Raw genomic sequence first — 20,129 nt, 5'->3', positions numbered from 1 at the left:
GCGCCCTCTCCGGCCGGCTCAGGCCCTCCACCTCTCCCGTACCGGGAGAGGTAGCTTGGCCGGCATTGCTGCGGATGGACGCGCCTTCGTCGCGGAGGGGGCGCTCTGCGGGGGAGATGGAAACTCCGACGTTGCAGTTCGAGGCGTAAGAAGTTAGCTGTTCCTGATGGCGATGCGGACAGATCCGGCAGGACCACGACCCGAAGTTGATGCAGGTCCGACACACGCACACGAGGCGACCGCGAGTATGACGCTCGACCTGCGGGACCTGGGGGCCATTCAGATCGACGCCCTCCGCGAAGTCAGCAACATGGGGGCGGGGCACGCCGCCACGGCGCTGTCGCAGATGACCAACACGCGGATCATGATCAACGTTCCGCGCCTGCAGGTCACCGCGCTGGAGGACGTGCCCGACATCATGGGCCACCCCGAAGAGGTTGTGGCCGCCGTGCTGATGCACATGCTGGGCGACCTGACCGGGCGCACGCTGCTCATCTTTCCGCGCAACAGCGCCATGCGCCTGGCCGAGATCCTCCTGCACCGGCAGCCGGGCTCCAGCCACGTGTTCGGCGAGCTGGAGCAGAGCGCCATCAAGGAGGCGGGGAACATCCTCTCGGCCGCCTACATGAACGCGCTGTCGGACTTCATGGGGCTCATGCTCCTCCCGTCCGTCCCGTCGCTGGTGATCGACCTGTGCGGCGCGGTGCTGACCACGGCGTACACCAACTTCGGGCACGAGCGCGACTTCGTGTTCTGCATCCAGACCGAGTTCGTGATGGACGGCGACGAGACGGTGCAGGGCCAGTTCCTGCTCCTTCCCGACGTGGAGTCGCTCGAGATCATCCTCCAGGCGATCCGCCTTGCCTGAGCTGCAGGACCTTTCCCCCGCCGCCCACGAGCCGCGCCCGCCCCACTCGGAGCGCGACCTGCGCATCCTGCGCGGATTCGCCCAGCGGATCGACGCCGCCGACGCGGGCGCGCACAACAACCTGGGCGTCCTCTACTTCAACAAGGCGCTGTACGAGGAGGCGATCCAGCAGTTCCAGCGCGCGCTGGCCATCGACGCCAAGATGGTGGTGGCGCAGCGGAACTTGGAGATCGCCTACTTCGCCACCGGCTACTACGACCGGATGATCTCGGAGCTGCGCGAGCGGCTGCGCGAGGACCCGGCCGACGCCGAGGCGCGCACCCGGCTCGCGACCGCGTACCTCAACACCGGCGACCACGCCGGCGCGGTGGCCGAGCTGAAGCGCGTCCTGGCCCAGGACCCGGACGACCTGGGCGTCCTCATCCAGCTGGGGCAGGCGGAGAAGGCGGGGGGGAACTTCGAGACGGCGATGACGTGGTTCCTGCGCGCGCTGGAGCACGATCCCGACAGCGCCGTGCTCCACTTCTACGTGGGCGAGCTCTACTACAACCGCGGGCTGAACGACGAGGCGCTGCGCGAGCTGACGCGGGCGGTGGAGCTGAACCCGGAGCTCCCGGACGCGCACTACGTGCTGGCCTTCGTCTACGGCGACATGCAGGACATGGAGCGCGCCAGCCAGGAGTCGCGCCGGGCGATGCAGCTGAACCCCCACTTCGCCAAGGCGCAGGCCAACCTTTCGCTGGACCGCTACAGCACCGCGCGCTACCAGGAGCTGGTCGGCGGGCGCGTGCGCCGCCCCGAGGTGGCGCAGGGCGAGAAGCTGGCGCACTACAACCTGGGGATCGCCTTCCGCCAGAAGGCGCTGTACGACGAGGCGCTGCGCGAGTTCGGGCGCGCGCTGGAGCAGGCCGAAGAGCCGGCGCTGGTGCGCCAGGCCATGGCCGAGGTCTACCTCCTCCAGGGAAAGGCGTCGCAGGCGCTCGATCTCTACGACCGGCTGCTGGCCGAAGACGAGAAGAGCCCCAAGCTCTGGAACGAGCGCGGCGTCTGCCAGCACCAGACGGGGGATGTCGACGCAGCCGAGGGGAGCTACCGCCGCGCGCTGGACAGCGACGCCGGCTACGCGCTGGCGTGGAACAACCTGGGCGTGGTCCGCCTGCACCGCGGCGACGATGCGGGCGCCGAGGAGGCGTTCGCGCAGGCCGTGGGCCTCCGCGCCGAGTTCGTGGACGCGTGGTGCAACCGCGGGCTGATGTACCTGCGCCGCGGCCGCCACGGCGCCGCGCTGGACGCCTACCGCGCCGCGCTGCGCGCCAGCCCCGACGCGGCGGCCGCGTGGAACGGCATCGGCGCGGTGCTGATGGAGACCCGCCGGTACGAGGAGGCGAGGAACGCCTTCGTCCGCTCGGTGGAGGCCGACCCCGACTACGCCGAGGCGCGCTACAACCTTTCCTTCGTCCTCAGCAACCTGGGCGACTTCGAGGGGGCGCTGCGGGAGACCAAGCGCGCGCTGGAGCTGAACCCGTACTACACCACGCCGCGCTACAAGCTGTCGATCGACGTGCAGTTCGAGTACGCCGAGGTGCTGGCGCCCGAGCTGGACGCGGCCGAGCGCATCAGCGGCGACGCGGGGGTGGAGAGCTTCACCTTCGACGACCAGGCGCTGGACCAGATCTTCAGCGAGCTGGCCCCGCAGCCCGCCGCCGCGCCGGCGACGGCTCCCGTCGCCGCGGCGGACGCCTTCGCGCTGGCCGAGGACTATCTCTCCAAGGGGCTGCTGGACCGCGCGCTGGGCGAGGTGCGGCGCGTGGCCGTCGCCGGGGCCGACCCGGTGCAGGCGGCGCTGCTGACCGCGCAGATCTTCCTGCGGCAGGGGCTGGAGGGCGAGGCGCTGGAGCGCTTCGACAGCGCGATCGCGCGGCTGGAGGCGCAGCCGTGGGGGCCGGATCACGCGCGCGCCTGGGCCGGCCGCGCCCGCGCGCTCCTGCGCCTGGGCCGCCCGGCGGACGCGCGCGAGGCCGCCGAGATGGTGCGCGAGCACGACCCCGACCGCGTGGACAACCTGCAGGTGCTGGGCGAGGCGCTGCTGGGCGAGGGCGAGGCGACGGAGGCGGTGCGCGTCTTCTCGCGCGCGGTGGAGCTGGCGCCGAAGGATGCCGGGCTGCTGCGCAACCTGGGCCGCGCCGCGGTCGCCGCGGGAAAGCCGGACGACGCCGAGCGCGCGCTGAAGCTGGCCATCCGGCTCGATCCGGACTTCGTCGCGGCGCGGCTGGAGCTGGGGCGGCTCTACCTGGACCGCGGGCGGACGGAGGACGCGATCGCCGAGGCGCGGGCGGCGCTGGACGTGCTCCCCACGTACTTCGAGGGCGCGCTCCTCCTCGCCTCGGCCTACCGCGCGGCCGGGCGCTTCGGCGAGGCGGTGCACGGGCTGGTCGATCTCCTCGCGGGCGACCCGTACCACTTCGACGCGCTCCTCCTCCTGGGGCAGGTGCTGCTGGACGACGGGCGGCGGGCCGACGCGCGGACGGCCTTCGCGCGCATCCTGCGCTTCGATCCCCATCGCCCCGACGCGCTGTTCCACCTGGGGATGGTGGCCGCGGCGGAGCGGCGCTTCCGCGAGGCCATCGAGCACTGGCGCCGGGCGGTGGAGGCGGACCCCGAGGGGCCGTGGGCCGCGCCCGCGCGCGAGAACATCGACACGGCGCTGGACTTCGCGAGCGTGTTCCGCACCGCGGCGGCGCCCGCCGGCGCGGGCTGACGGGGGGCGGGGATGGCGATCGAGGGACCGCTTCGCGAGCTCGCGCTGAGCGACGTGTTCCAGCTCCTGGACCTGTCGCGCAAGACCGGCGTGCTCACCATTACCGCCGAGGGGCGCCGCCGCCCGGCCATCGTCCGCTTCGACCGCGGCGCCGTGACCGGCGCGGAGCTGGGCGAGGCGCACGAGCGCATCGGCCACCTGCTGCTGCGCGCGGGGAAGGTCACCGAGCGCCACATCGAGGCGGCGCGCGAGGTCCAGGCGCGCTCGCCCGGGCGGCCGCTGGGCGAGATCCTGGTGGAGATGGGCGCCGCCGGCGTGGCCGACGTCCGCCGCCAGCTGCGCTTCCAGATCGAGGAGGCGGTCTATGCGCTGATCCAGTGGAAGGACGGCTACTTCCGCTTCGAGGAGGGGCCCGCGCCGCAGGCCGGCGCCGTCCATCTCCGCGTTCCCACCGAGAGCCTGCTGATGGAGGCGGCGCGGCGGGTGGACGAGTGGAGCACGCTGGAGAGCAAGGTCCCCCACATGGGCGTCATCCCCGCCCTGGTCCCCGACACGCCCGACGGGACGATGCTCGACCTTCACCCCGCCGAGTGGGAGGTGCTGGCCGAGATCGACGGCGGGCGCACGCTGAAGGAGATCGCGGGGGCCATCGGGCGCGGCGAGTTCGAGGTGGCCAAGATCGTGTACGGGCTGGTGACGGCGGGGATCGTGGAGATCCTGGAGGAGCGCGCCGACGAGCCCGGCGGCCCGGTGATGGAGCGCCCGCTGCGCGACGCGCTGGGCGAGGCCAAGCTGGCGATCAGCGACGGCCACGCGGACCGGGCGCGGCGCACGCTGGACGAGCTGTCGCACACGCACTCGGACCACCCCGAGGTCTGGCTCCTCCTGGCGCAGGCGCAGCGCAAGCTGGGCCGCTGGGGCGAGGTGGTGGCGTCGCTGGCGCGCGCGGCGGCGCTGGACCCGCTCTCTGCCGTCACGCACTACGAGCTGGGCTTCGCGGCCGCGCACACGGGCGACATGCACCGCGCGCGCGACGCGTGGTCGACGTATCTCCGGCTGGAGGACGGCGACCCGGTGCGCCGCGAGAAGGCCCGCTCCGCGATGGCGGCGGCCGACGCGCTGCTGGCCACCATGGGCGAGGAGGCCGGATGAGCGCCACCCCGCAGCAGGTCCGCCAGTGGAGCGACGAGGTGGCGGCCGACGCCGGCAGCCCCGCCTTTCTCCCCCTCGCCGAGCACTACCGCGCGCTGGGGAAGGGCGATGCGGCGCTCCGGCTGGTGATCCGCGGGCTGGAGCGGCATCCTAACGACGTCGAGGCGCACTATCTTCTCGGCTGCCTGTACCGCGACGCGGGCGAGCAGGTGAAGGCGTTCGACGAGTGGGACATCGCCCTGGCGCTGGCCCCCGAGCACCACGGCGCGCGCCGGCAGATCGGCTTCCTCTGCCTGGAGCGCGGGGAGCTGGAAGACGCCGAGCGCCACCTGGAGCGCGCGCTGGAAAGCCAGTTCGACGATGCCGAGGTGCGCGACGCGCTGGAGCGGATCCTGGCGGAGCGGCGCGCGGCCCGCGGCCGCGGGAGGGGACAGGGGACGGGGGACAGGGGACAGGGAACGGCGGGGGCGACGGAGGCTCCGGCTCGTCCCGCGGTCGCCGCGACGACGTCACCGCCTGCCACGTCACCGATGACAGCCCCGGCTCCGTCCGCCGATACGCCGATCGCGAGCGCGGGGGAAGGGCACGTGTTCGACGTGCTGCTGCGCGACCTGGCGGCGCTGAGCGCGGAGCGGGGGATCGTGGGCGCGGTGATGCTGGACGCGCAGGGGTTCGTGGTCGCCGGCGAGATGCACGTGGGCGGGCGCGACCGCGGCCCCGAGATCGCCGCCGTCCTTTCCCCCGCATCCGACGAGGCGCAGCGCGCGGTGCGGCACCTGAAGCTGGGCGCGTGGAAGGGGATCATGGTGGAGACGCCCGACGCGGTCATCCGCCTCTCTCCCACGCCCGACGGGGGGATGGTGGCCGTGGCCGGGCGCCGCGACGTGCCGATGGGATGGGTGCTGCGGGTGGCCGCGCGGGCGCGCGACGCCGCGGTGCGCTTCCTGGGCGGAGGCGCCCCGTGAGCGCCTACGGCGAGCTGCTGGACCGGGTGAACCGCGTTCCCGGCGTGCGCGGCAGCATGGTCGTGGCCCTCGAGGACGGGCTGATCGTGGAGGAGGACCTGATGGTGGGCGTGCCCGGCGGCGCCGTGGCCGCGCTGGTGGCCTCCATCTTCCGCCGCGCCCGCCGCTCCGTGCAGTCGGCCGAGTTCGGGTCCGCCCAGTTCGTGCAGGTGGAGGCCGACGACGGCCTGCTCTTCGCCGCCGCGCCGCCGCAGCTGGGCGACCTGCTGCTGGTGGTGATCGCGGAAGGTTGGGTGAACGTCGGGCTGGTGCGGCTCGAAGCGGCGAAGGTCGTAGAGGCGCTGGGATGAGGCGCGCGGACCTCGCGCAGTTCGTGGGCGCGCTGGCGCCGCCGGTGGAGCGCTTCGCCCGCGAGGGCGGGCTGCGCCTGGTGCTGCTGATCAACGAGAGCGGGCAGGTGCTGGCTCAGCGGGGGTTCGCGCGGGCGCTGGACGTGATGGGGGTGGCCGCGCTGGGCGCCGGCATCCACGCCTCGTCGCACGCGCTGGCGGTGATGCTGGGCGAGGGCGGCTTCCGCCACCTGCACCAGGGCGGCGCGGTGAGCCAGGTGTTCATCGGCCCCTTCCGCACGCCGGCCGAGGACCTGATCGCCATCGCCGTGTTCGGCGAGGACTCGTCCATCGGGCTGGTGCAGGTGTTCTTCGACGAGTTCGTGCGCGAGGTTGCGGCGCTCCCCGGGTGGAGCGAGACGCGGCCCACGGCCGACGCGGCGTCGTTCGAGCGGGACCTTACGGCGGGGCTGGAAACCATCTTCGGCGGGCAGGACGGCGCCGCCGCGGGACCGGGTGCGTAGATTTCGCCATCGACGGCGAAGCGATGCACGGCAGAGAGATTGGAAGGAAGCGGAACGGCGAATGTCCCTGGTCAACTACTCGACCCGCGAGATCACCTCCAAGATCGTGTACTACGGTCCGGGGCGCTCGGGGAAGACCACCAACCTGCAGTACATCTACGGCCAGGTGCCGGAGGACCGGCGCGGGCGGATGGTGTCGCTCGCCACCGAGACGGACCGCACCCTCTTCTTCGACTTCCTGCCGCTGGACCTGGGCACCATCTCGGGCTTCCAGACGCGCTTCCAGCTCTACACCGTTCCCGGGCAGGTGTACTACGACGCCACGCGCAAGCTCGTGCTGCAGGGCGCCGACGGCGTGGTGTTCGTGGGCGACAGCCAGCGGGCGCAGGCCGAGGAGAACGTGGAGAGCTTCCGCAACCTGCAGGTGAACCTGCTGGAGCAGGGGGTGGACCCGCGCCAGATCCCCATCGTCCTCCAGTACAACAAGCGCGACCTGCCGGACGTGATGAGCGTGGAGGAGATGGACGACCTGCTGAACTACCGCGACCTGCCGCGCTACGAGGCCCGCGCGCTGGCCGGCGCCGGCGTGTTCGACACGCTGCGCGGCATCAGCGAGCAGGTGCTCCGCCGCCTCTCGCAGCGCTTCGGCCGCGGCGTCACCGCGGCCACCTGAGCAGCTGCCTTTCCTCCCGATTACCAGCCGCCGACGCGCATTTTTACGCCACCGTGCGTACGCGAGTACGCACGGTAGCCGTCTTCTGGCGCGGCCTTGTAGAATCTCCCGACCCGTTCATCTTTCGATGGACGGCTTCTCCTTCTGATCACGCGGGGCGGCCGGATTCCTGATCGATCGCATCCATCGAAAAGGGAGGGAGCAATGGCGAAGAAGAAGGTGCCCTGGCGCACGGTCATTCGTCCCGAAGGTTCGGGGCGGTTCACGGAGGAGCAGATCAGGGACGCCGTTCGCGCAGTGAAGGAGCGCAACGAGAAGCGTGCCGCCCAGGCGCGGAAGCGAGCCTCCGAGTCCGGCCGGGAGGCTGGCGATCCTCGGAACCGCTGATGGAGGATGGATACGAAAGGAACGTATTCATCAACTGTCCATTCGACTCGCGCTACCGCCCCATCTTTCACGCGCTTGTGTTCGCGGTCTACGACTGCGGGTTCATCGCGCGTTCCGCTCTGGAGGTCGAGGATGGGGGTGAGGTGCGGATCGTCAAGATCAAGCGGATCATCCGCGAGTGCCGGTACGGCATCCACGACATTTCACGCGTGACGCTGGATTCGAGCACGCGGCTCCCGCGCTTCAACATGCCGTTCGAGTTTGGCCTGTTCATGGGCGCGCAGGAGTACGGCGACCGGCGGCAGAGAACGAAGCGCTCGCTCGTGCTGGACCGGGACCGCTACCGGTACCAGAAGTTCTGCTCGGACATCGCGGGGCAGGATATCCGTGCCCACGACAACAGCCCCGCGCAGGCCATCGCGGCGGTGCGTGCGATGCTGGCGACGGCACTCGGCGGAACGGCCCGGATTCCCGGGCCGTCGGAGATCTGCAGGCGAGACGCGCAGTTCCGGTCCCCTTCCGTCGCTCTGTCGCCCCCTGCATGTGAAGCCCGCCGAGTTGCAGTTCGCCGAGTTGCGCTCCCTCATCTTCGAGTGGATGGCGGAGTACCCGGTCGGCACCTGAGCCGGGTTCCGGTGCCGGGCACCTAGCTTCAAGGCGCGTCGGGAGATAGCTTTCCCTCATCACCCTGACAATCGCCGCCGCCCGAATTCCGACGCCGCCAGCGACCCGATGAGGTTCCAGCCGGACCCCCGCTTCACCTTCGACACCTTCGTGGCAGGCCCCGGCAACCAGATGGCCGCGGCCGCCGCGCGCCGTGCCGCCGAGGCCCCGGGGACCAGCTACAACCCGCTGTTCGTATACGGCGCCGCCGGCGTGGGCAAGTCGCACCTGCTGCACGCGGTGGGCGCGCTGTCGCTGACCGTGCGCCCCGACCTGCACGTCACCTACCGCACCGCGCAGGAGCTGGTCGACGACATCTCCTCGGCCGTATCCGCCGGGACGCTGGAGGCGTTCGCCGACGAGCTGCTGGAGAGCGACGTCATCCTCATCGACGACGCGCATCTCCTGGCCGGGAAGAGCCGCACGCAGGCCGAGCTGCTGCGCGTGTGGGACGAGATCGTGTGGACGGGTACGCAGATCGTCCTGGCGGCGGAAGCGGCCCCGGCCGATCTCGAGGGCGTCACCGAGGAGTTCCGCGGGAAGCTTGCCGGCGGCCTCGTCGTCGACATGACGCCGGCCGAGCCCGAGACGCGGGTGGAGATCGTCCGCCGGGCGGCGGCGCGGCGCGGGGTGGAGCTGGGCGGCGGCGTGGGCGAGGCGCTGGCCGGCCTGCCGCTGGACGGCGCGCGCGAGCTGCACGCCGGGGTGGACCGCATCGGGCAGGTGCAGGAGGAGGAGCGGCGGCAGGTGCGCGTCTCCGAGCTTTCCTCGCTGGTCGGCCTCCCGCGCGCGGAGCACGCCGACGAGTTCAGCGCCTTCCTCTTCGACATCACCTCCACGGTCGAGCAGATCGTGGAGACCGACCCGTGGCGGAAGAAGCTGGCCGAGGCCATCCTGCGCTGGGAGGGCGAGGGCTTCCGTACGCGCCGCCTGGAGCACTCGCTGGACACCGACTCGGCGTTCGACGTGGACGCGCTGCTGGCCGGGTATGCGGCCGACGTGGAGAAGCTGCGCACCATCGCCGCCGCGCTGGCGGAGCTGGACTCCGAGGCGGCCGGCTCCGCCGTGCTGAAGGACCCCGACCGGGTGGCCGAGGCCGAGGCGCTGCTCCTGTCCGCGCGCGCCGCGGCCGAGCGGTCGCGCCCGGCGCCGCCGCCGGTGGACCGCTGGTACCTGAACAACCCCGAGAAGGTGGCGTGGGACTGGCTGGCGCTGGACGACCGCCTGATCGAGGAGCTGGCCTGAGATGGCGATCAAGGGCAACCTGCGCGAGGCCGGCCTTCCCGACGTGCTCCAGCTGCTGGCGATGGGGCAGAAGACGGGGTGCCTGTCGCTGACCGACCGCAGCAACTTCGGCTACATCTACTTCGACCGCGGGCGCATCACCTACGCCAGCATCGTGAACCGGCGCGACCGGCTGGGCGACCTGCTGGTGAAGAACGGCCTGCTGCGCGCGGAAGACCTGTTCGCCGCGATCGACGAGCAGGCGAAGACGCCGGGCGACAGGCTCGGAGAAATCCTCGTCCGCCGTGGCAACATCAGCCGCGAGCAGCTGCAGCACTACATCCGCATCCAGATCGAGGAGGCCGTCTACTTCCTCTTCACCTGGAACCAGGGGACCTTCCAGTTCGAGCCGGACCAGCGCCCCGAGGAGGGGGCGATGCTCGTCTCCATCAACCCCGAGAACCTTCTGCTTGAAGGCGCGCGGCGGATCGACGAGTGGAGCCTGATCGAGAAGAAGATCCCCTCGCTGGAGCTGGTGTTCGACATGGACCGCTCGAAGCCGATCGAGGGCTTCGAGCTGTCCGACGAGCAGCGCAAGATCCTGCCGCTGATCGACGGCAAGCGCAGCGTGCAGGACATCATCGACGACAGCGGGATGGTGGAGTTCGACGTGGGGAAGGCGCTGTACGGCCTGATCCAGGCCGGCTTCGCCCACCCGGTGGGCCGCCGCGCGCCCGAGGTGCAGCAGGTGCCCCGCGCGCGCATCGACGAGCACCGCAACCTGGGCATCGCCTTCTACAAGACGGGGATGTACGAGGAGAGCACGCGGGAATTCCGCCGTGTCGCCGAGCTGCAGCCGACCAATCCCGACTCGCGCTTCCATCTCGGCCTGATCGGGCTCAGGAAGGGCGACGACCGGTTCGCGCTGCGCTACTTCAAGGAGGTGGTGGAGATCGGCGGCGTGCGCGCCTCGGCGCTGCACAACATGGCGCTGGCGCTGGAGCGGATCGGCCGGCTGCAGGACGCGCGCTTCGCGGTGGACGAGGCGGCGCGGATGGCGCCGAAGCGGCCGCAGGTGCTGCTCTCCCGGGCGATCCTCACGCTGAAGCAGGGCGATCCGCACGCCGCGGCCGAGGCGTTCGAGAAGTATCGCGAGGTGCTGGGCGCGGGGAAGCCGCCCGCGGCCTACTTCGCCTACGGACTCATGGCCCTGGCGGCGGCGGGGAAGGCCGACGAGGCGGTGAAGCTGGGCGAGGAGGGGATCGCCGCGCACCCGCACAGCGCGCCGGTGCACCTGCACTACGGCGCCGTCCGCGAGCGCCGCGGCGAGTGGGACCAGGCCGAGGTGCTGTACCGCCGCGCCAGCGAGGAAGACGGCGAGCTGCCGCAGACGCACAAGGCGCTGGGCGACGCGCTGTACCGTCGCGGCGCCTACGACGAGGCGGCCGACGCCTACCGCCGCGCGCTGGAGCTGAGCCCGGAGCTGGGCGACGACGTGTATTTCCGCCTGGGCAACATCCACTACAAGCGGATGGAGCGGCCGGAAGCCGTGCGGCTCTGGCGGCGCGCGCTGGAGATCAATCCCCAGAACGGCGTGGTGCGGACGAACCTGGAGCTGGTGGAGAACGTGCTGCGATGAATTTGCCGCCGCCGTACCTCCCCTTCACCCTGCCGCTGGAGGGCGACGAGGAGGAGCTGGAGCGCCTGAAGCTGAAGATCGAGCGCGACCGGGGCTTCAACTGCTCGTTCTACAAGGACAAGTGCCTGCGCCGCCGCATCGCCGTGCGGATGCGCGCGCGGGGGCAGCGCTCGTTCGCCGACTACGCCTCGCTGCTGGACCGCGAGCCGGCCGAGTACGACCACCTGCTCGACACGCTGACCATCAACGTCACCAAGTTCTTCCGCAACATCGAGACGTGGCACGCCGTGGAGCAGCAGGTGCTGCCACCGCTCTTCGCCACGCCGGGGCCGCTGAAGGTGTGGAGCGCGGGAAGCGCCAGCGGCGAGGAGGCGTACACGGTGTCCATCCTGATGCGCGAGTGGGCCGAGAAGCACCACCGCCGCGGCGACGCGGACCGGGTGCGCGTGGTGGGCACCGACATCGACCGCAAGAGCCTGGAGAACGCGGCCAGGGGGAGCTACCCCGACCTGTCGCTGACCGAGACGCCGCCGCACATCCGGCAGCGCTGGTTCTCGCCCGGGCCGCCGTACTGCATCCGCCCCGAGGCGCAGAAGAACGTGAGCTTCGTGCGCCGCGACCTGATCTCCGAGCGCGCGGAGGGCGGGCAGAACCTCATCTTCTGCCGGAACGTGGTGATCTACTTCGACCGCGAGATCCAGGAGCGGCTGTTCAAGGACTTCTACGACGCGCTGGTGCCGGGCGGGTTCCTGGTGATGGGAAAGGTGGAGACGCTGGTGGGGGTGGCGCGCACCCTTTTCCGCTCCGTGAACAACCGCGAACGGATCTTCCAGAAGCCCGCATGAAGCCCCGGCAGATCTTCGTGAAGGTGGCCCACCACGCCACCGGCGCCCCCGGCGACGTGCTGATCACGCTGGGGCTGGGGAGCTGCGTGGCCATCCTCCTGCACGACCGGCAGGCGAAGGTGGGCGGGCTGGCGCACGTCCTCCTTCCCGAGCCGGCGCTGGCGCGCGACCGCGACAACTTCGCCAAGTTCGCCACCACCGCGGTGCCGATGATGGTGCGCGAGCTGGCGGCGATGGGCGCGCGCGAGGGGCGGCTGGAGGCGCGCATCGTGGGCGGCGCGTCGATGTTCACCTCGCTGATGGTGCCCGGCTCGCTGAACATGGGCGAGCGCAACATCCGCGCGACGCGCGAGGCGCTGCGGCAGGCGGGGATCCCGCTGCTGGGCGAGGCCGTGGGCGGCGACTACGGCCGCTCGGTGCGCTTCGACGTGGCCGCCGGACGCACGGTGGTCTCGTCGGTGGGGAAGCCGGATGTCGTCCTCTAGGCCGCCGTCGCCGCCGCCGCGCCCGCGCGGAAAGCGCCGCGGGCCGCACACCGTGCTGGTGGTGGACGACAGCGCCTTCATGCGCCGCGTGATCTCCGACATCCTTTCGCAGACCGACGAGTTCCGGGTGATCGGCACCGCGCGCGACGGCAACGACGCGCTGCGCAAGGTGCACCAGCTGGAGCCCGACCTGGTGACGATGGACGTGGAGATGCCGGGGCTCGACGGGCTGACGGCGCTGGGCTACATCATGAGCGAGACGCCTCGCCCCGTGGTGATGCTGAGCGCGTACACCACCGAGGGCGGCGAAGCCACCATGCGCGCGCTGGACTACGGCGCGGTGGACTTCGTCAGCAAGCCCAGCGGCACCATCTCGCTGAACCTGGAGACGGTGGCCGACCGGCTGCTGCAGGCGCTGCGCGCGGCGGCGTCGGCCAACCTGGAGATGATTCCCGTGCGCGTGGCCGGGCGCCCCGCGCCACGCGAACGCTCGGTGCTGGAGGCCGCGCCCGCCGCCGGGCCGAAGCCGCTCCGGCGCAGGCGGCGGCGCACGGTGGCGGCCGACGCGCCCGCGTCGGGAATGGCGGTGTGCATCGCGGCGTCCACCGGGGGGCCCCGCGCGCTGGCGGAGCTGCTGCCGCGGCTGCGCAACCCGCTGGGCGCGGCGGTGCTCATCGTCCAGCACATGCCCGCGCACTTCACCCGCACCTTCGCGGAGCGGCTGGACGCGCTGGACGGGCTTCCCGTGACCGAGGCGGCGGATGGCGAGCCGGTGCGGATGAACCACGTGTACATGGCGCCGGGCGACTTCCACATGCGCATCGTGCGCGACGAGGCGGGAACGCCGTGCGTGGCGCTGGACCAGGGGCCGTCGCTCTGGGGCGTGCGCCCCGCCGCGGACCCCCTCTTCCGCTCCGCCGCCGAGGTCTACGGCGCGCGCTCGGTCGGCGTGGTGCTCACGGGGATGGGGCGCGACGGCGCCGAGGGGCTGCGCGAGATCGTGGCCGCCGGCGGCGCGGGGATCGCGCAGGACAGGCGGACCAGCGTGATCTACGGGATGCCGCAGGCCGCCGCCGAGCACGCCACCACCATCCTGCCGCTGGAGCAGATCCACGCGGCCATCGAGGGCGCGGTGAACGCCCGCGCGGCGCTCGTCCCGGCACCCGCGGAGACGCCCACGGAGACGCCCGCGCTGGAGGAGGCGCCGTGAGCGGCGACGCGTTCCGCCCCTTCCGCGAGCGCGTGGCGGAGGACGAGGCGCAGGTGATCGCCTTCCGGCTGGGCGGCGAGCTGCACGCCTGCGACATCCAGCTGGTGGAGGAGGTGGTGACGAAGCGCCGCGTCCACCGTCTCCCCGACATGCCGCCGCGATTGATGGGGATGCTGCGCCTGCGCGGCGAGCTGGTGCCGGTGCTGGACGTGGCACCGCTGCTCGATCTCGCGCTGCAGGCCGAGCAGCCGGCGATCCTGGTCGTGGGGATGGGTGAGGCGCGCCTGGGCGTCGCCGTGGACGCGGCGCAGGACGTGGTGGCGCTCACCCCCGCCGACTACCGCCCCGCGCCCCTCACCGGCGGCGACCGCGACCAGTTCGTCGTCGGCGTGGCGCGGCTGGATGGAACGCTGGTGAGCCTGATCGACCTGGCGGAGATGCTGCGCGAGGCGGCGACCGCGGCGTAACGGGTTCGGCGCGCGCGACCGGCATCGCGCCCCCCTCCGGCTCGCCTGGGCTCGCCACCTCTCCCGTACCGGGAGAGGTAGCCGGATGGCAACGGTGCGGGATGGGATGCATCCTGCCCGCCCGGCTGGCCCTCTCCGCCCGTTCCGCGAGGGTTTCGTGCGGCGCGGGGATGGCGAGGTGGCAGTCCGCGAAGGCGGACTTCGGGCCGTTGTTGCCGCGAATTCATTCGCCCGGCCACGGCCGCGGGGATGCCTGCAAGCCGCCCCCGGCGCGGAACACGCCCACGCACAGCCGTTGAAGCTGCTTTTCACGATTTACTTTCCACGAACGGTCCCATGAGAAACGTTCGCGCGGCGGCGGTGCCGCAGGTGCAGCTCGTGACCTTCCGCATCGGCGGCGAGGAGTTCGGGCTCGACGTGTTCCAGGTGCACGAGATCCTGCGCTACGAGCCGCCCACCGCCATGCCCAAGGCGCCCGCCTTCGTGGAGGGCGTGCTGGACGTGCGCGGCGCCCTGGTGCCCGTGATCGACCTGCGCAAGCGGTTCGAGGTGCACGACCTGCGCTACGACGACGACACGCGCATCATGCTGGCCGATTTCCAGGGCGAGCGCCTGGGGCTGATCGTGGACGAGGTGACCGAGGTGCTGCGCGTGCCGGAAACCGCCGTGAACCCGCCGCCCGGCTACGTGAAGGGGCTGGCCGCCGAGTTCATCCGCGGGATCGTGCGGCTGGAGGGGCGCCTGGTGGTGCTGCTGGACCTGGAGCGCATCCTGAGCAGCCAGGAGCGGATGCAGCTCCTCTTCTCCGGCTTCGGCGCGGAGGACGAGGATGCGGGAACCCCGGCGGCGAAGGGCGCGAAGGGATGAACGCGGAGGATCTGCTGGCCGCGTACGAGGAGCGCCGCGCCGCCATCGTTGCCCGGCTGGACGCGGGCGACGCCGCCGATGCGGTCAAGAACGACATCGTGGGATTGTTCAAGGAGACCGAGGCGGCCATCGAGCGGCTGACGGCCTTCAAGGAGACCATCCGCGAGCTGGTGCAGCGCTACAAGTCGCTGGCCGGCGAGAAGCCCGCGCCCGCCCCGGCGCCGCGCGGGCGCACGGTGGTGTCCGACCTGATTGGCAGCACCACGTACATCGAGCGCGGGTGGAGCGCCATCGCCGGCGGCGACGCGAAGCGCGCGGTGAAGGAGCTGGAGCGCGCGCTGGAGCTGGCGCCCAACGACCCGCAGGCCGAGACGCTGCTGGGGTGGGCGCAGATGCTGCGCGGCCACTACGACGACGCGCTGTTCACCTACTACAAGGTGCTGGCGAAGACGCCCGACAACCCGCTGGCGCGCGTCAATCTCGGCTACATCTGCCTGAAGAAGGGGATCTTCGGCGAGGCCATCGAGCACCTGTCCAAGGCCATCCGCCAGGAGCAGGACCGCAAGGCATCGCTCTACGCCCACTTCTACATGGGGCTGGTGTACGCCGAGCGCGAGATGTTCGACGACGCGCGCGCCTTCTTCCGCAAGACGCTGGAGCTGGGCCCCAACATGCTCGAGGCGTGGTGGGAGATGGGGCGCGCCTTCTACCTGGAGGGCAACCACCGCGCGGCCGCCGAGGCGTGGCGGCAGGGGGTGGAGACGAACCGCTTCAGCCTGTGGGGCGAGCGCTGCGGCGTCGCGCTGAAGCAGGTGGACGCGGGCGAGCCGGTGACGTTCGCGACGCAGAACGTGGAAGCGGAGGCGGGGGAGACGGCGCAGGCGTGAGCAGGTGCGAGTCCGCAGCCGCAGCAACGGGTGGGCGCGGCGGTAGTGGCGTGATTGAAGAAGCCTCGCTGGCGAACGGCGAGGCTTCGTGCTTCCGGCGGCCTGGGATCGCGTCCGCCATGCAGCATCGTTTCCGATCCCTTCCTTCGGCATCGGAGAGAAGATCTGTATCGGTCAGGGATCGCGCTCGCAGTAGCAGCAGTGCGTCGAGAAGTTGCAGAGGGCCGGATAGCCACTGGGGAAGCCGGCGGCCTGGCACACTCCCTGGCACTGCGCCCCGGTGGAGCAGTAGCCCGACGCGAGGGGATCGGTGCAGAAGCCCCGCGCGGCAGGGGCCGCGAAGGCTTCACGCACGCCCGTACCCAACGCCACGCACACGCCGATGCCGAGGAGCAGTTTCAGGAAAAGGACGTTTCGGGTCATGCCGCCTCCGTTGCGTGGTTTTCGTCTGCTGAACCTTATGGCGCAATCTTGTCGCTCAGGGATGTGGGCTGCAAGACTTTTCTCGCTCGTCCGGTCGCCCTACGAAAGCCCGGGTTGAAGGATCGCCTTGGTCGGTGAGGCTTCACTTTTCCGGTACGCGCCGTGATCGTTCAGGGATGATGCGTCCCTTTTCCCTCCGGCGAGCGCTCCGGCTCGTCCTTGCCATCCTGTCGCTCGCCGCCGGTTCCGTCCCGATCGATTCACATCTCCATGCGCAGGCGACCGAGGCGATGTCGTCCGGCTCGGTGCGCGTGGTGTACGCGCCGCGGCAGAAGGATCTCGCGCGGCGGGTGCTTGCGGCGGCGCGTACGCCGGTGCGGTTTCCGGGGCTGGGCGCGGTCGCGGTGCCGGAGTCCACCACGATCATCCTGGCGTCCACGCCGGCGGAGTTTGCCGCGGCGACGGGGGGCGGCGTGCCGGAGTGGGCCGGCGGCGTGGCGATCCCCGAGATGCGGCGCATCGTGCTCCCCGAGTACCCCGGCGCGCGCGTCCGCGGCGAGGACGCGGCGACCATCCTGCGGCACGAGGTCGCGCATCTCGTCGTGCACGACCGGCTGGGCGACAACGTGCCGCGCTGGTTTGATGAGGGGTACGCCGAGGTGGCGAGCGGGGGATGGGACGTGGAGAGCGGATGGCAGCTGCGCGTGGCGTTCATGACCGGCTCCACGCCGCCGCTGGATTCGCTCACGCTGGACTGGCCGCGCGGCGCGGTCGAGGCGCGCTTCGCCTACCTGCTCTCCGCCACGGCGGTGGACTACCTGCGCCGGCGCGGCGGCGAGCGCGGGATGCAGCTGCTCTTCGCCAACTGGCAGCGCGAGGGAACGTTCGAGGCGGCGCTCCGCACCACGTTCGGCATCACCTTCGGCCAGCTGGAGGACGAGTGGCGCCGCGACGTGCGCTCGCGCTACGGCTGGCTGGCCATCCTCAGCAACGTCGCGCTCATCTGGCTCGTGGCGACGGTGCTGGTGCTGGCCGCCTGGATCCCGCGCCGCCGCCGCAACCGCCGCAAGCTCGCGCAGATGGATGCCGAGGAGCGCATGCTTCCGCCCATCCGCCCGGAGATGGCGGGTGTCGACTACCCGATCGCCGAGCCGGAGGAGGAAAGTGCCTGAGTGCGGGAGTGCGGGAGTGCGGGAGTGCGGGAGTGCGGGAGTGCGGGAGTGCGGGAGTGCGTCACCAGCGCGGGGAATCGCATCGCCAAAATCTCACCGCGGGAGGCGGAACGTGCCCCGCTTTCCGCATCTCCATGCGCCGTGCGGGGTTGACGCTTTCCGGCGCCGCAGCTAGGTTTTTCGCATGCCCAGACCGACTCCCGCGCGCACGGCGCGCAACGCTCCCGTCGCTCCCGCCCCGGGCGAATCCGCGGGCTCGCTCCGCTTCACGCCGAAGAACCTGGCGGTGCTGGGCGCGGGGCTGGCCTCCATCATCCTCGGCTACGTCTTGCTCGGCAACGCCGACAACGTGCTCGCGCCGCTGCTGCTGGTGCTGGGCTACGCCGTGCTGATCCCGCTGGGGATCATCCTGTAGCGCCATCCCGACGGGCGATTAGCTCAGCTGGTTAGAGCACCTGTCTTACACACAGGGGGTCGGGGGTTCGAATCCCTCATCGCCCACTTTTCCTTCCCGCCTCGCCGGCCGGCGCCACCGCCGCGCCGCCCTCGTCCGGACGATCTCGCAGGGTCCACCACCATGCCTTTGATCCCGTGCCCGGAGTGCCGGGGCTCGGTGAGCACCTCGGCCGCGCAGTGCCCGCACTGCGGGTTCCCGCTCGCGTCCGCGCCGTACGCGCCCCCTCCTCCGCCGCCCATGCCCGCGCAGTGGAGCGGCCCCGCCGCGCCGCCGCCCTCGGGGCGCGGCATCGGCACGGGGGTGATCGTGGCCGTGGTGGCGGGCGTGGGGCTCCTTGGCCTGCTCGCGTTCGTGGGGCTGATCGCGCTGGGCGCTTCGATGGATTCGGAGACGCGGGCGATGTCGGATTCCACGGTCGCGTTCTCCGCCACCGACACCACGTACGGCGACACGGTCGCGACGGTGCCCGGCGTGCCCGCCGGGAACTGGTCGGTCTCCGAGGACACCTCGGAGATGGACGGCACGCCCACGGTGGTGCTGACCGCGGTCGCCGACGCGGAGATCGAGGGGCGGGCGAACAGCGCGCGGCCGTCGCTGATCGTGCGCTGCCGCGAGGGAACGACCGACGTGTTCGTGGCCACGGGGCTGCAGGCGAACCCCGAGTACGGCCACTACCAGGAGGTCACCATCCGCTACAGGCTGGACGAGGCCTCGCCGCGGCGCCAGCTGTGGAGCGAGTCCACCAGCGGCGAGGCGCTCTTCGCGCCCGAGCCCGTCAGCCTCGCTCGGGCGATGACGCGCGCGAGCAGCTTCCGCTTCGAGTTCACGCCCTTCCAGTCGTCCGCGCAGACGGTCACCTTCGCCGTCGCCGGGCTGGAGGAGAAGCTCGCGCGCGTGGCCAACGCCTGCCACTGGCACATCTGATCCCGTATCTTGAGATTGCCTGTGCATTTCCGCTCATGACAGGGAGACGTCGTCCTGAGGCCGGCCACACTGCAAGCTGAATCTGCACAGGTATTTGCAGGCCGAAGGATCCATAGCCGGTGCCGCACGTCCGCTGAGGAAATGCACGGCCGATTTTCGATAGGTATGAATCTTCCCGGACCGGCGGGTTGGGAGACGACCGAAGAGGACGCGGGGGATGATGATCATCTCCCGCGTCCTTTGTGTTTGCGTTAGCTTCGGTCAACTTCAACCCCGATCGCAAGCCGCATGAAGATCACCGCCATCGAGCCGCAGAAGCTGCACCCCGAGCGCGTGAACGTGCACGTGGACGGCGCGTTCCGGCTGGCGCTCGCGGCCGAGCTGGTGGTCGCCGAGCGGGTGCGCGTGGGCGATGAGGTGGACGACGAGCGGCTCGCGGCGCTGGAGGCGAAGGACCGGGGATGGAAGGCGCGCGACGCGGCGCTCTCGCTCCTCTCCTACCGCTCGCGCTCGGCGACGGAGCTCACGCGGCGCTTGCGTCGGAAGGGGTTCGAGGACGAGCTGGCCGAGGCCACGGTGGAACGGCTGGGGGAGATGGGGATGGTGGACGACGCCGCGTTCGCCGAGAGCTTCGTGCGCGACCGCGTGCGCCTGCGCCCGCAGGGCCGCCGCCGCATCGCCAGCGAGCTGCGCGCGAAGGGGGTCGATGCGGAGACGGCGCGCGACGCCATCGCCGGCGTGATGGAGCGCGAGGGGGCCACGGAGCTGGACCTGGCCCGCGCCGCCGCCGCGCGCTGGAAGCCGCGCCCCGGCGAGGACCCCGCGCACGCCCGCCGCCGCCTGCAGGGCTTCCTCGCCCGCCGCGGCTTCGGCGGCGACGCCGTCCGCGAGGTCGTGCGCGAAAAGCTCCGCCCGGGGTGATCGCGCCGGTGGTTGGGAACATCGAACACGTCGCGATGACGTCAGCCTGAGTCGTCCTCGCTCTGCCGCGTCCTTGGAGGATGTAAGGAGATCGGTCGTGAGCGCCGATGCCTCAGAATGAGCGGATCAGCCTCGCGCAGTTTGCGAGGCTTCCCGTCGTTGTTGCTGCGACTTCAGTCGCCGGTGCGGGGCGGACGTGCGAGGATGGTATAGATCCTTCGGCCTGTAACGACTTGTGCGGACGAAGTGGATGGTGTGGCCGGCCTCAGGATGACGTCTCTGGGGAGGA

At 71.4% G+C, this 20,129-nt stretch carries 21 protein-coding genes, 1 tRNA gene and 1 pseudogene; 22 read left to right on the top strand and 1 reads right to left on the bottom strand.

The genetic code is table 11. From position 1 onward, the window contains the following. The first annotated feature begins 247 nt into the window (after positions 1-247). The 17 genes and pseudogenes from VLK66_RS27650 to VLK66_RS27570 all read left to right on the top strand — a co-directional run bounded on the left by VLK66_RS27650 (position 248) and on the right by VLK66_RS27570 (position 15,943). Positions 248-868, top strand: coding sequence for a chemotaxis protein CheC (locus VLK66_RS27650; RefSeq protein WP_325312752.1), 621 nt, complete (start codon positions 248-250; stop codon positions 866-868). Beyond that, complete coding sequence (locus tag VLK66_RS27645) at positions 861-3,626, top strand: tetratricopeptide repeat protein (protein WP_325312751.1); 2,766 nt, start codon at positions 861-863, stop codon at positions 3,624-3,626. Before VLK66_RS27650 ends, VLK66_RS27645 begins: the two co-directional genes overlap by 8 nt. Before the next feature lie 12 nt (positions 3,627-3,638). Next, positions 3,639-4,778, top strand: coding sequence for a DUF4388 domain-containing protein (locus tag VLK66_RS27640; protein WP_325312750.1), 1,140 nt, complete (start codon positions 3,639-3,641; stop codon positions 4,776-4,778). Next, a complete protein-coding gene (locus VLK66_RS27635) occupies positions 4,775-5,743 on the top strand; it encodes a roadblock/LC7 domain-containing protein (protein ID WP_325312749.1) in 969 nt (322 codons plus the stop codon). Before VLK66_RS27640 ends, VLK66_RS27635 begins: the two co-directional genes overlap by 4 nt. Then, positions 5,740-6,093, top strand: coding sequence for a roadblock/LC7 domain-containing protein (locus VLK66_RS27630; protein WP_325312748.1), 354 nt, complete (start codon positions 5,740-5,742; stop codon positions 6,091-6,093). Before VLK66_RS27635 ends, VLK66_RS27630 begins: the two co-directional genes overlap by 4 nt. Further along, on the top strand, positions 6,090-6,596 hold the full coding sequence (locus VLK66_RS27625; RefSeq protein ID WP_325312747.1) for a roadblock/LC7 domain-containing protein: 507 nt from the start codon (positions 6,090-6,092) through the stop codon (positions 6,594-6,596). The genes VLK66_RS27630 and VLK66_RS27625 overlap by 4 nt, the downstream gene beginning before the upstream one ends. 61 nt (positions 6,597-6,657) lie before the next feature. Next, positions 6,658-7,269 carry a GTPase domain-containing protein gene (locus tag VLK66_RS27620; protein WP_325312746.1) on the top strand — a complete coding sequence of 204 codons (612 nt, stop codon included), beginning with the start codon at positions 6,658-6,660 and terminating at the stop codon, positions 7,267-7,269. Between the two features lie 204 nt (positions 7,270-7,473). Continuing rightward, on the top strand, positions 7,474-7,656 hold the full coding sequence (locus VLK66_RS27615; protein WP_325312745.1) for a hypothetical protein: 183 nt from the start codon (positions 7,474-7,476) through the stop codon (positions 7,654-7,656). After that, positions 7,656-8,306, top strand: a complete 651-nt coding sequence (locus VLK66_RS27610) for a hypothetical protein (protein ID WP_325312744.1) — start codon at positions 7,656-7,658, stop codon at positions 8,304-8,306. Before VLK66_RS27615 ends, VLK66_RS27610 begins: the two co-directional genes overlap by 1 nt. Positions 8,307-8,388: 82 nt before the next feature. Beyond that, entirely contained in the window at positions 8,389-9,564 is a 1,176-nt protein-coding gene (locus tag VLK66_RS27605; protein ID WP_325312743.1) for a DnaA ATPase domain-containing protein, read from the top strand. Position 9,565: 1 nt separating this feature from the next. Beyond that, positions 9,566-11,182 (top strand): DUF4388 domain-containing protein, encoded by a 1,617-nt coding sequence (locus VLK66_RS27600; protein WP_325312742.1) that lies wholly within the window; start codon positions 9,566-9,568, stop codon positions 11,180-11,182. Beyond that, positions 11,179-12,027, top strand: a complete 849-nt coding sequence (locus tag VLK66_RS27595) for a protein-glutamate O-methyltransferase CheR (RefSeq protein WP_325312741.1) — start codon at positions 11,179-11,181, stop codon at positions 12,025-12,027. Before VLK66_RS27600 ends, VLK66_RS27595 begins: the two co-directional genes overlap by 4 nt. Further along, on the top strand, positions 12,024-12,512 hold the full coding sequence (locus VLK66_RS27590) for a chemotaxis protein CheD (protein WP_325312740.1): 489 nt from the start codon (positions 12,024-12,026) through the stop codon (positions 12,510-12,512). The genes VLK66_RS27595 and VLK66_RS27590 overlap by 4 nt, the downstream gene beginning before the upstream one ends. Next, positions 12,499-13,647 (top strand): annotated as a pseudogene (locus tag VLK66_RS27585) (protein-glutamate methylesterase/protein-glutamine glutaminase); the annotation flags it as partial. The gene VLK66_RS27590 and the pseudogene VLK66_RS27585, both read left to right, overlap by 14 nt. 71 nt (positions 13,648-13,718) lie before the next feature. Beyond that, positions 13,719-14,189, top strand: a complete 471-nt coding sequence (locus VLK66_RS27580; RefSeq protein WP_325312738.1) for a chemotaxis protein CheW — start codon at positions 13,719-13,721, stop codon at positions 14,187-14,189. Between the two features lie 336 nt (positions 14,190-14,525). Beyond that, positions 14,526-15,056, top strand: coding sequence for a chemotaxis protein CheW (locus tag VLK66_RS27575; protein ID WP_325312737.1), 531 nt, complete (start codon positions 14,526-14,528; stop codon positions 15,054-15,056). After that, positions 15,053-15,943 carry a tetratricopeptide repeat protein gene (locus VLK66_RS27570; protein WP_325312736.1) on the top strand — a complete coding sequence of 297 codons (891 nt, stop codon included), beginning with the start codon at positions 15,053-15,055 and terminating at the stop codon, positions 15,941-15,943. Before VLK66_RS27575 ends, VLK66_RS27570 begins: the two co-directional genes overlap by 4 nt. Positions 15,944-16,117: 174 nt before the next feature. Here VLK66_RS27570 and VLK66_RS27565 read toward each other — a convergent pair whose 3' ends face one another. Next, positions 16,118-16,366: a hypothetical protein gene (locus VLK66_RS27565; RefSeq protein WP_325312735.1), complete on the bottom strand. Its 249-nt coding sequence runs from the start codon at positions 16,364-16,366 to the stop codon at positions 16,118-16,120. 176 nt (positions 16,367-16,542) lie between these two features. Between VLK66_RS27565 and VLK66_RS27560 the strand changes: the two genes are divergently transcribed. The 5 genes from VLK66_RS27560 (at position 16,543) to VLK66_RS27540 (ending at position 19,840) form a co-directional block, all read left to right on the top strand. After that, positions 16,543-17,538 carry a peptidase MA family metallohydrolase gene (locus VLK66_RS27560; protein WP_325312734.1) on the top strand — a complete coding sequence of 332 codons (996 nt, stop codon included), beginning with the start codon at positions 16,543-16,545 and terminating at the stop codon, positions 17,536-17,538. Positions 17,539-17,722: 184 nt separating this feature from the next. After that, positions 17,723-17,953, top strand: coding sequence for a hypothetical protein (locus VLK66_RS27555; protein ID WP_325312733.1), 231 nt, complete (start codon positions 17,723-17,725; stop codon positions 17,951-17,953). A gap of 12 nt (positions 17,954-17,965) precedes the next feature. Beyond that, positions 17,966-18,039, top strand: a tRNA-Val gene (locus tag VLK66_RS27550). A 112-nt stretch (positions 18,040-18,151) separates the two neighbouring features. After that, positions 18,152-18,919 carry a hypothetical protein gene (locus tag VLK66_RS27545; RefSeq protein WP_325312732.1) on the top strand — a complete coding sequence of 256 codons (768 nt, stop codon included), beginning with the start codon at positions 18,152-18,154 and terminating at the stop codon, positions 18,917-18,919. A gap of 288 nt (positions 18,920-19,207) precedes the next feature. Further along, on the top strand, positions 19,208-19,840 hold the full coding sequence (locus VLK66_RS27540) for a regulatory protein RecX (protein ID WP_325312731.1): 633 nt from the start codon (positions 19,208-19,210) through the stop codon (positions 19,838-19,840). Positions 19,841-20,129: the final 289 nt, after the last annotated feature.

Source organism: Longimicrobium sp. (assembly GCF_035474595.1).
Lineage (GTDB): Bacteria > Gemmatimonadota > Gemmatimonadetes > Longimicrobiales > Longimicrobiaceae > Longimicrobium.
The sequence above is the reverse complement of the archived record's forward strand: the minus strand, read 5'-3'. Positions and strand labels throughout refer to the sequence as shown.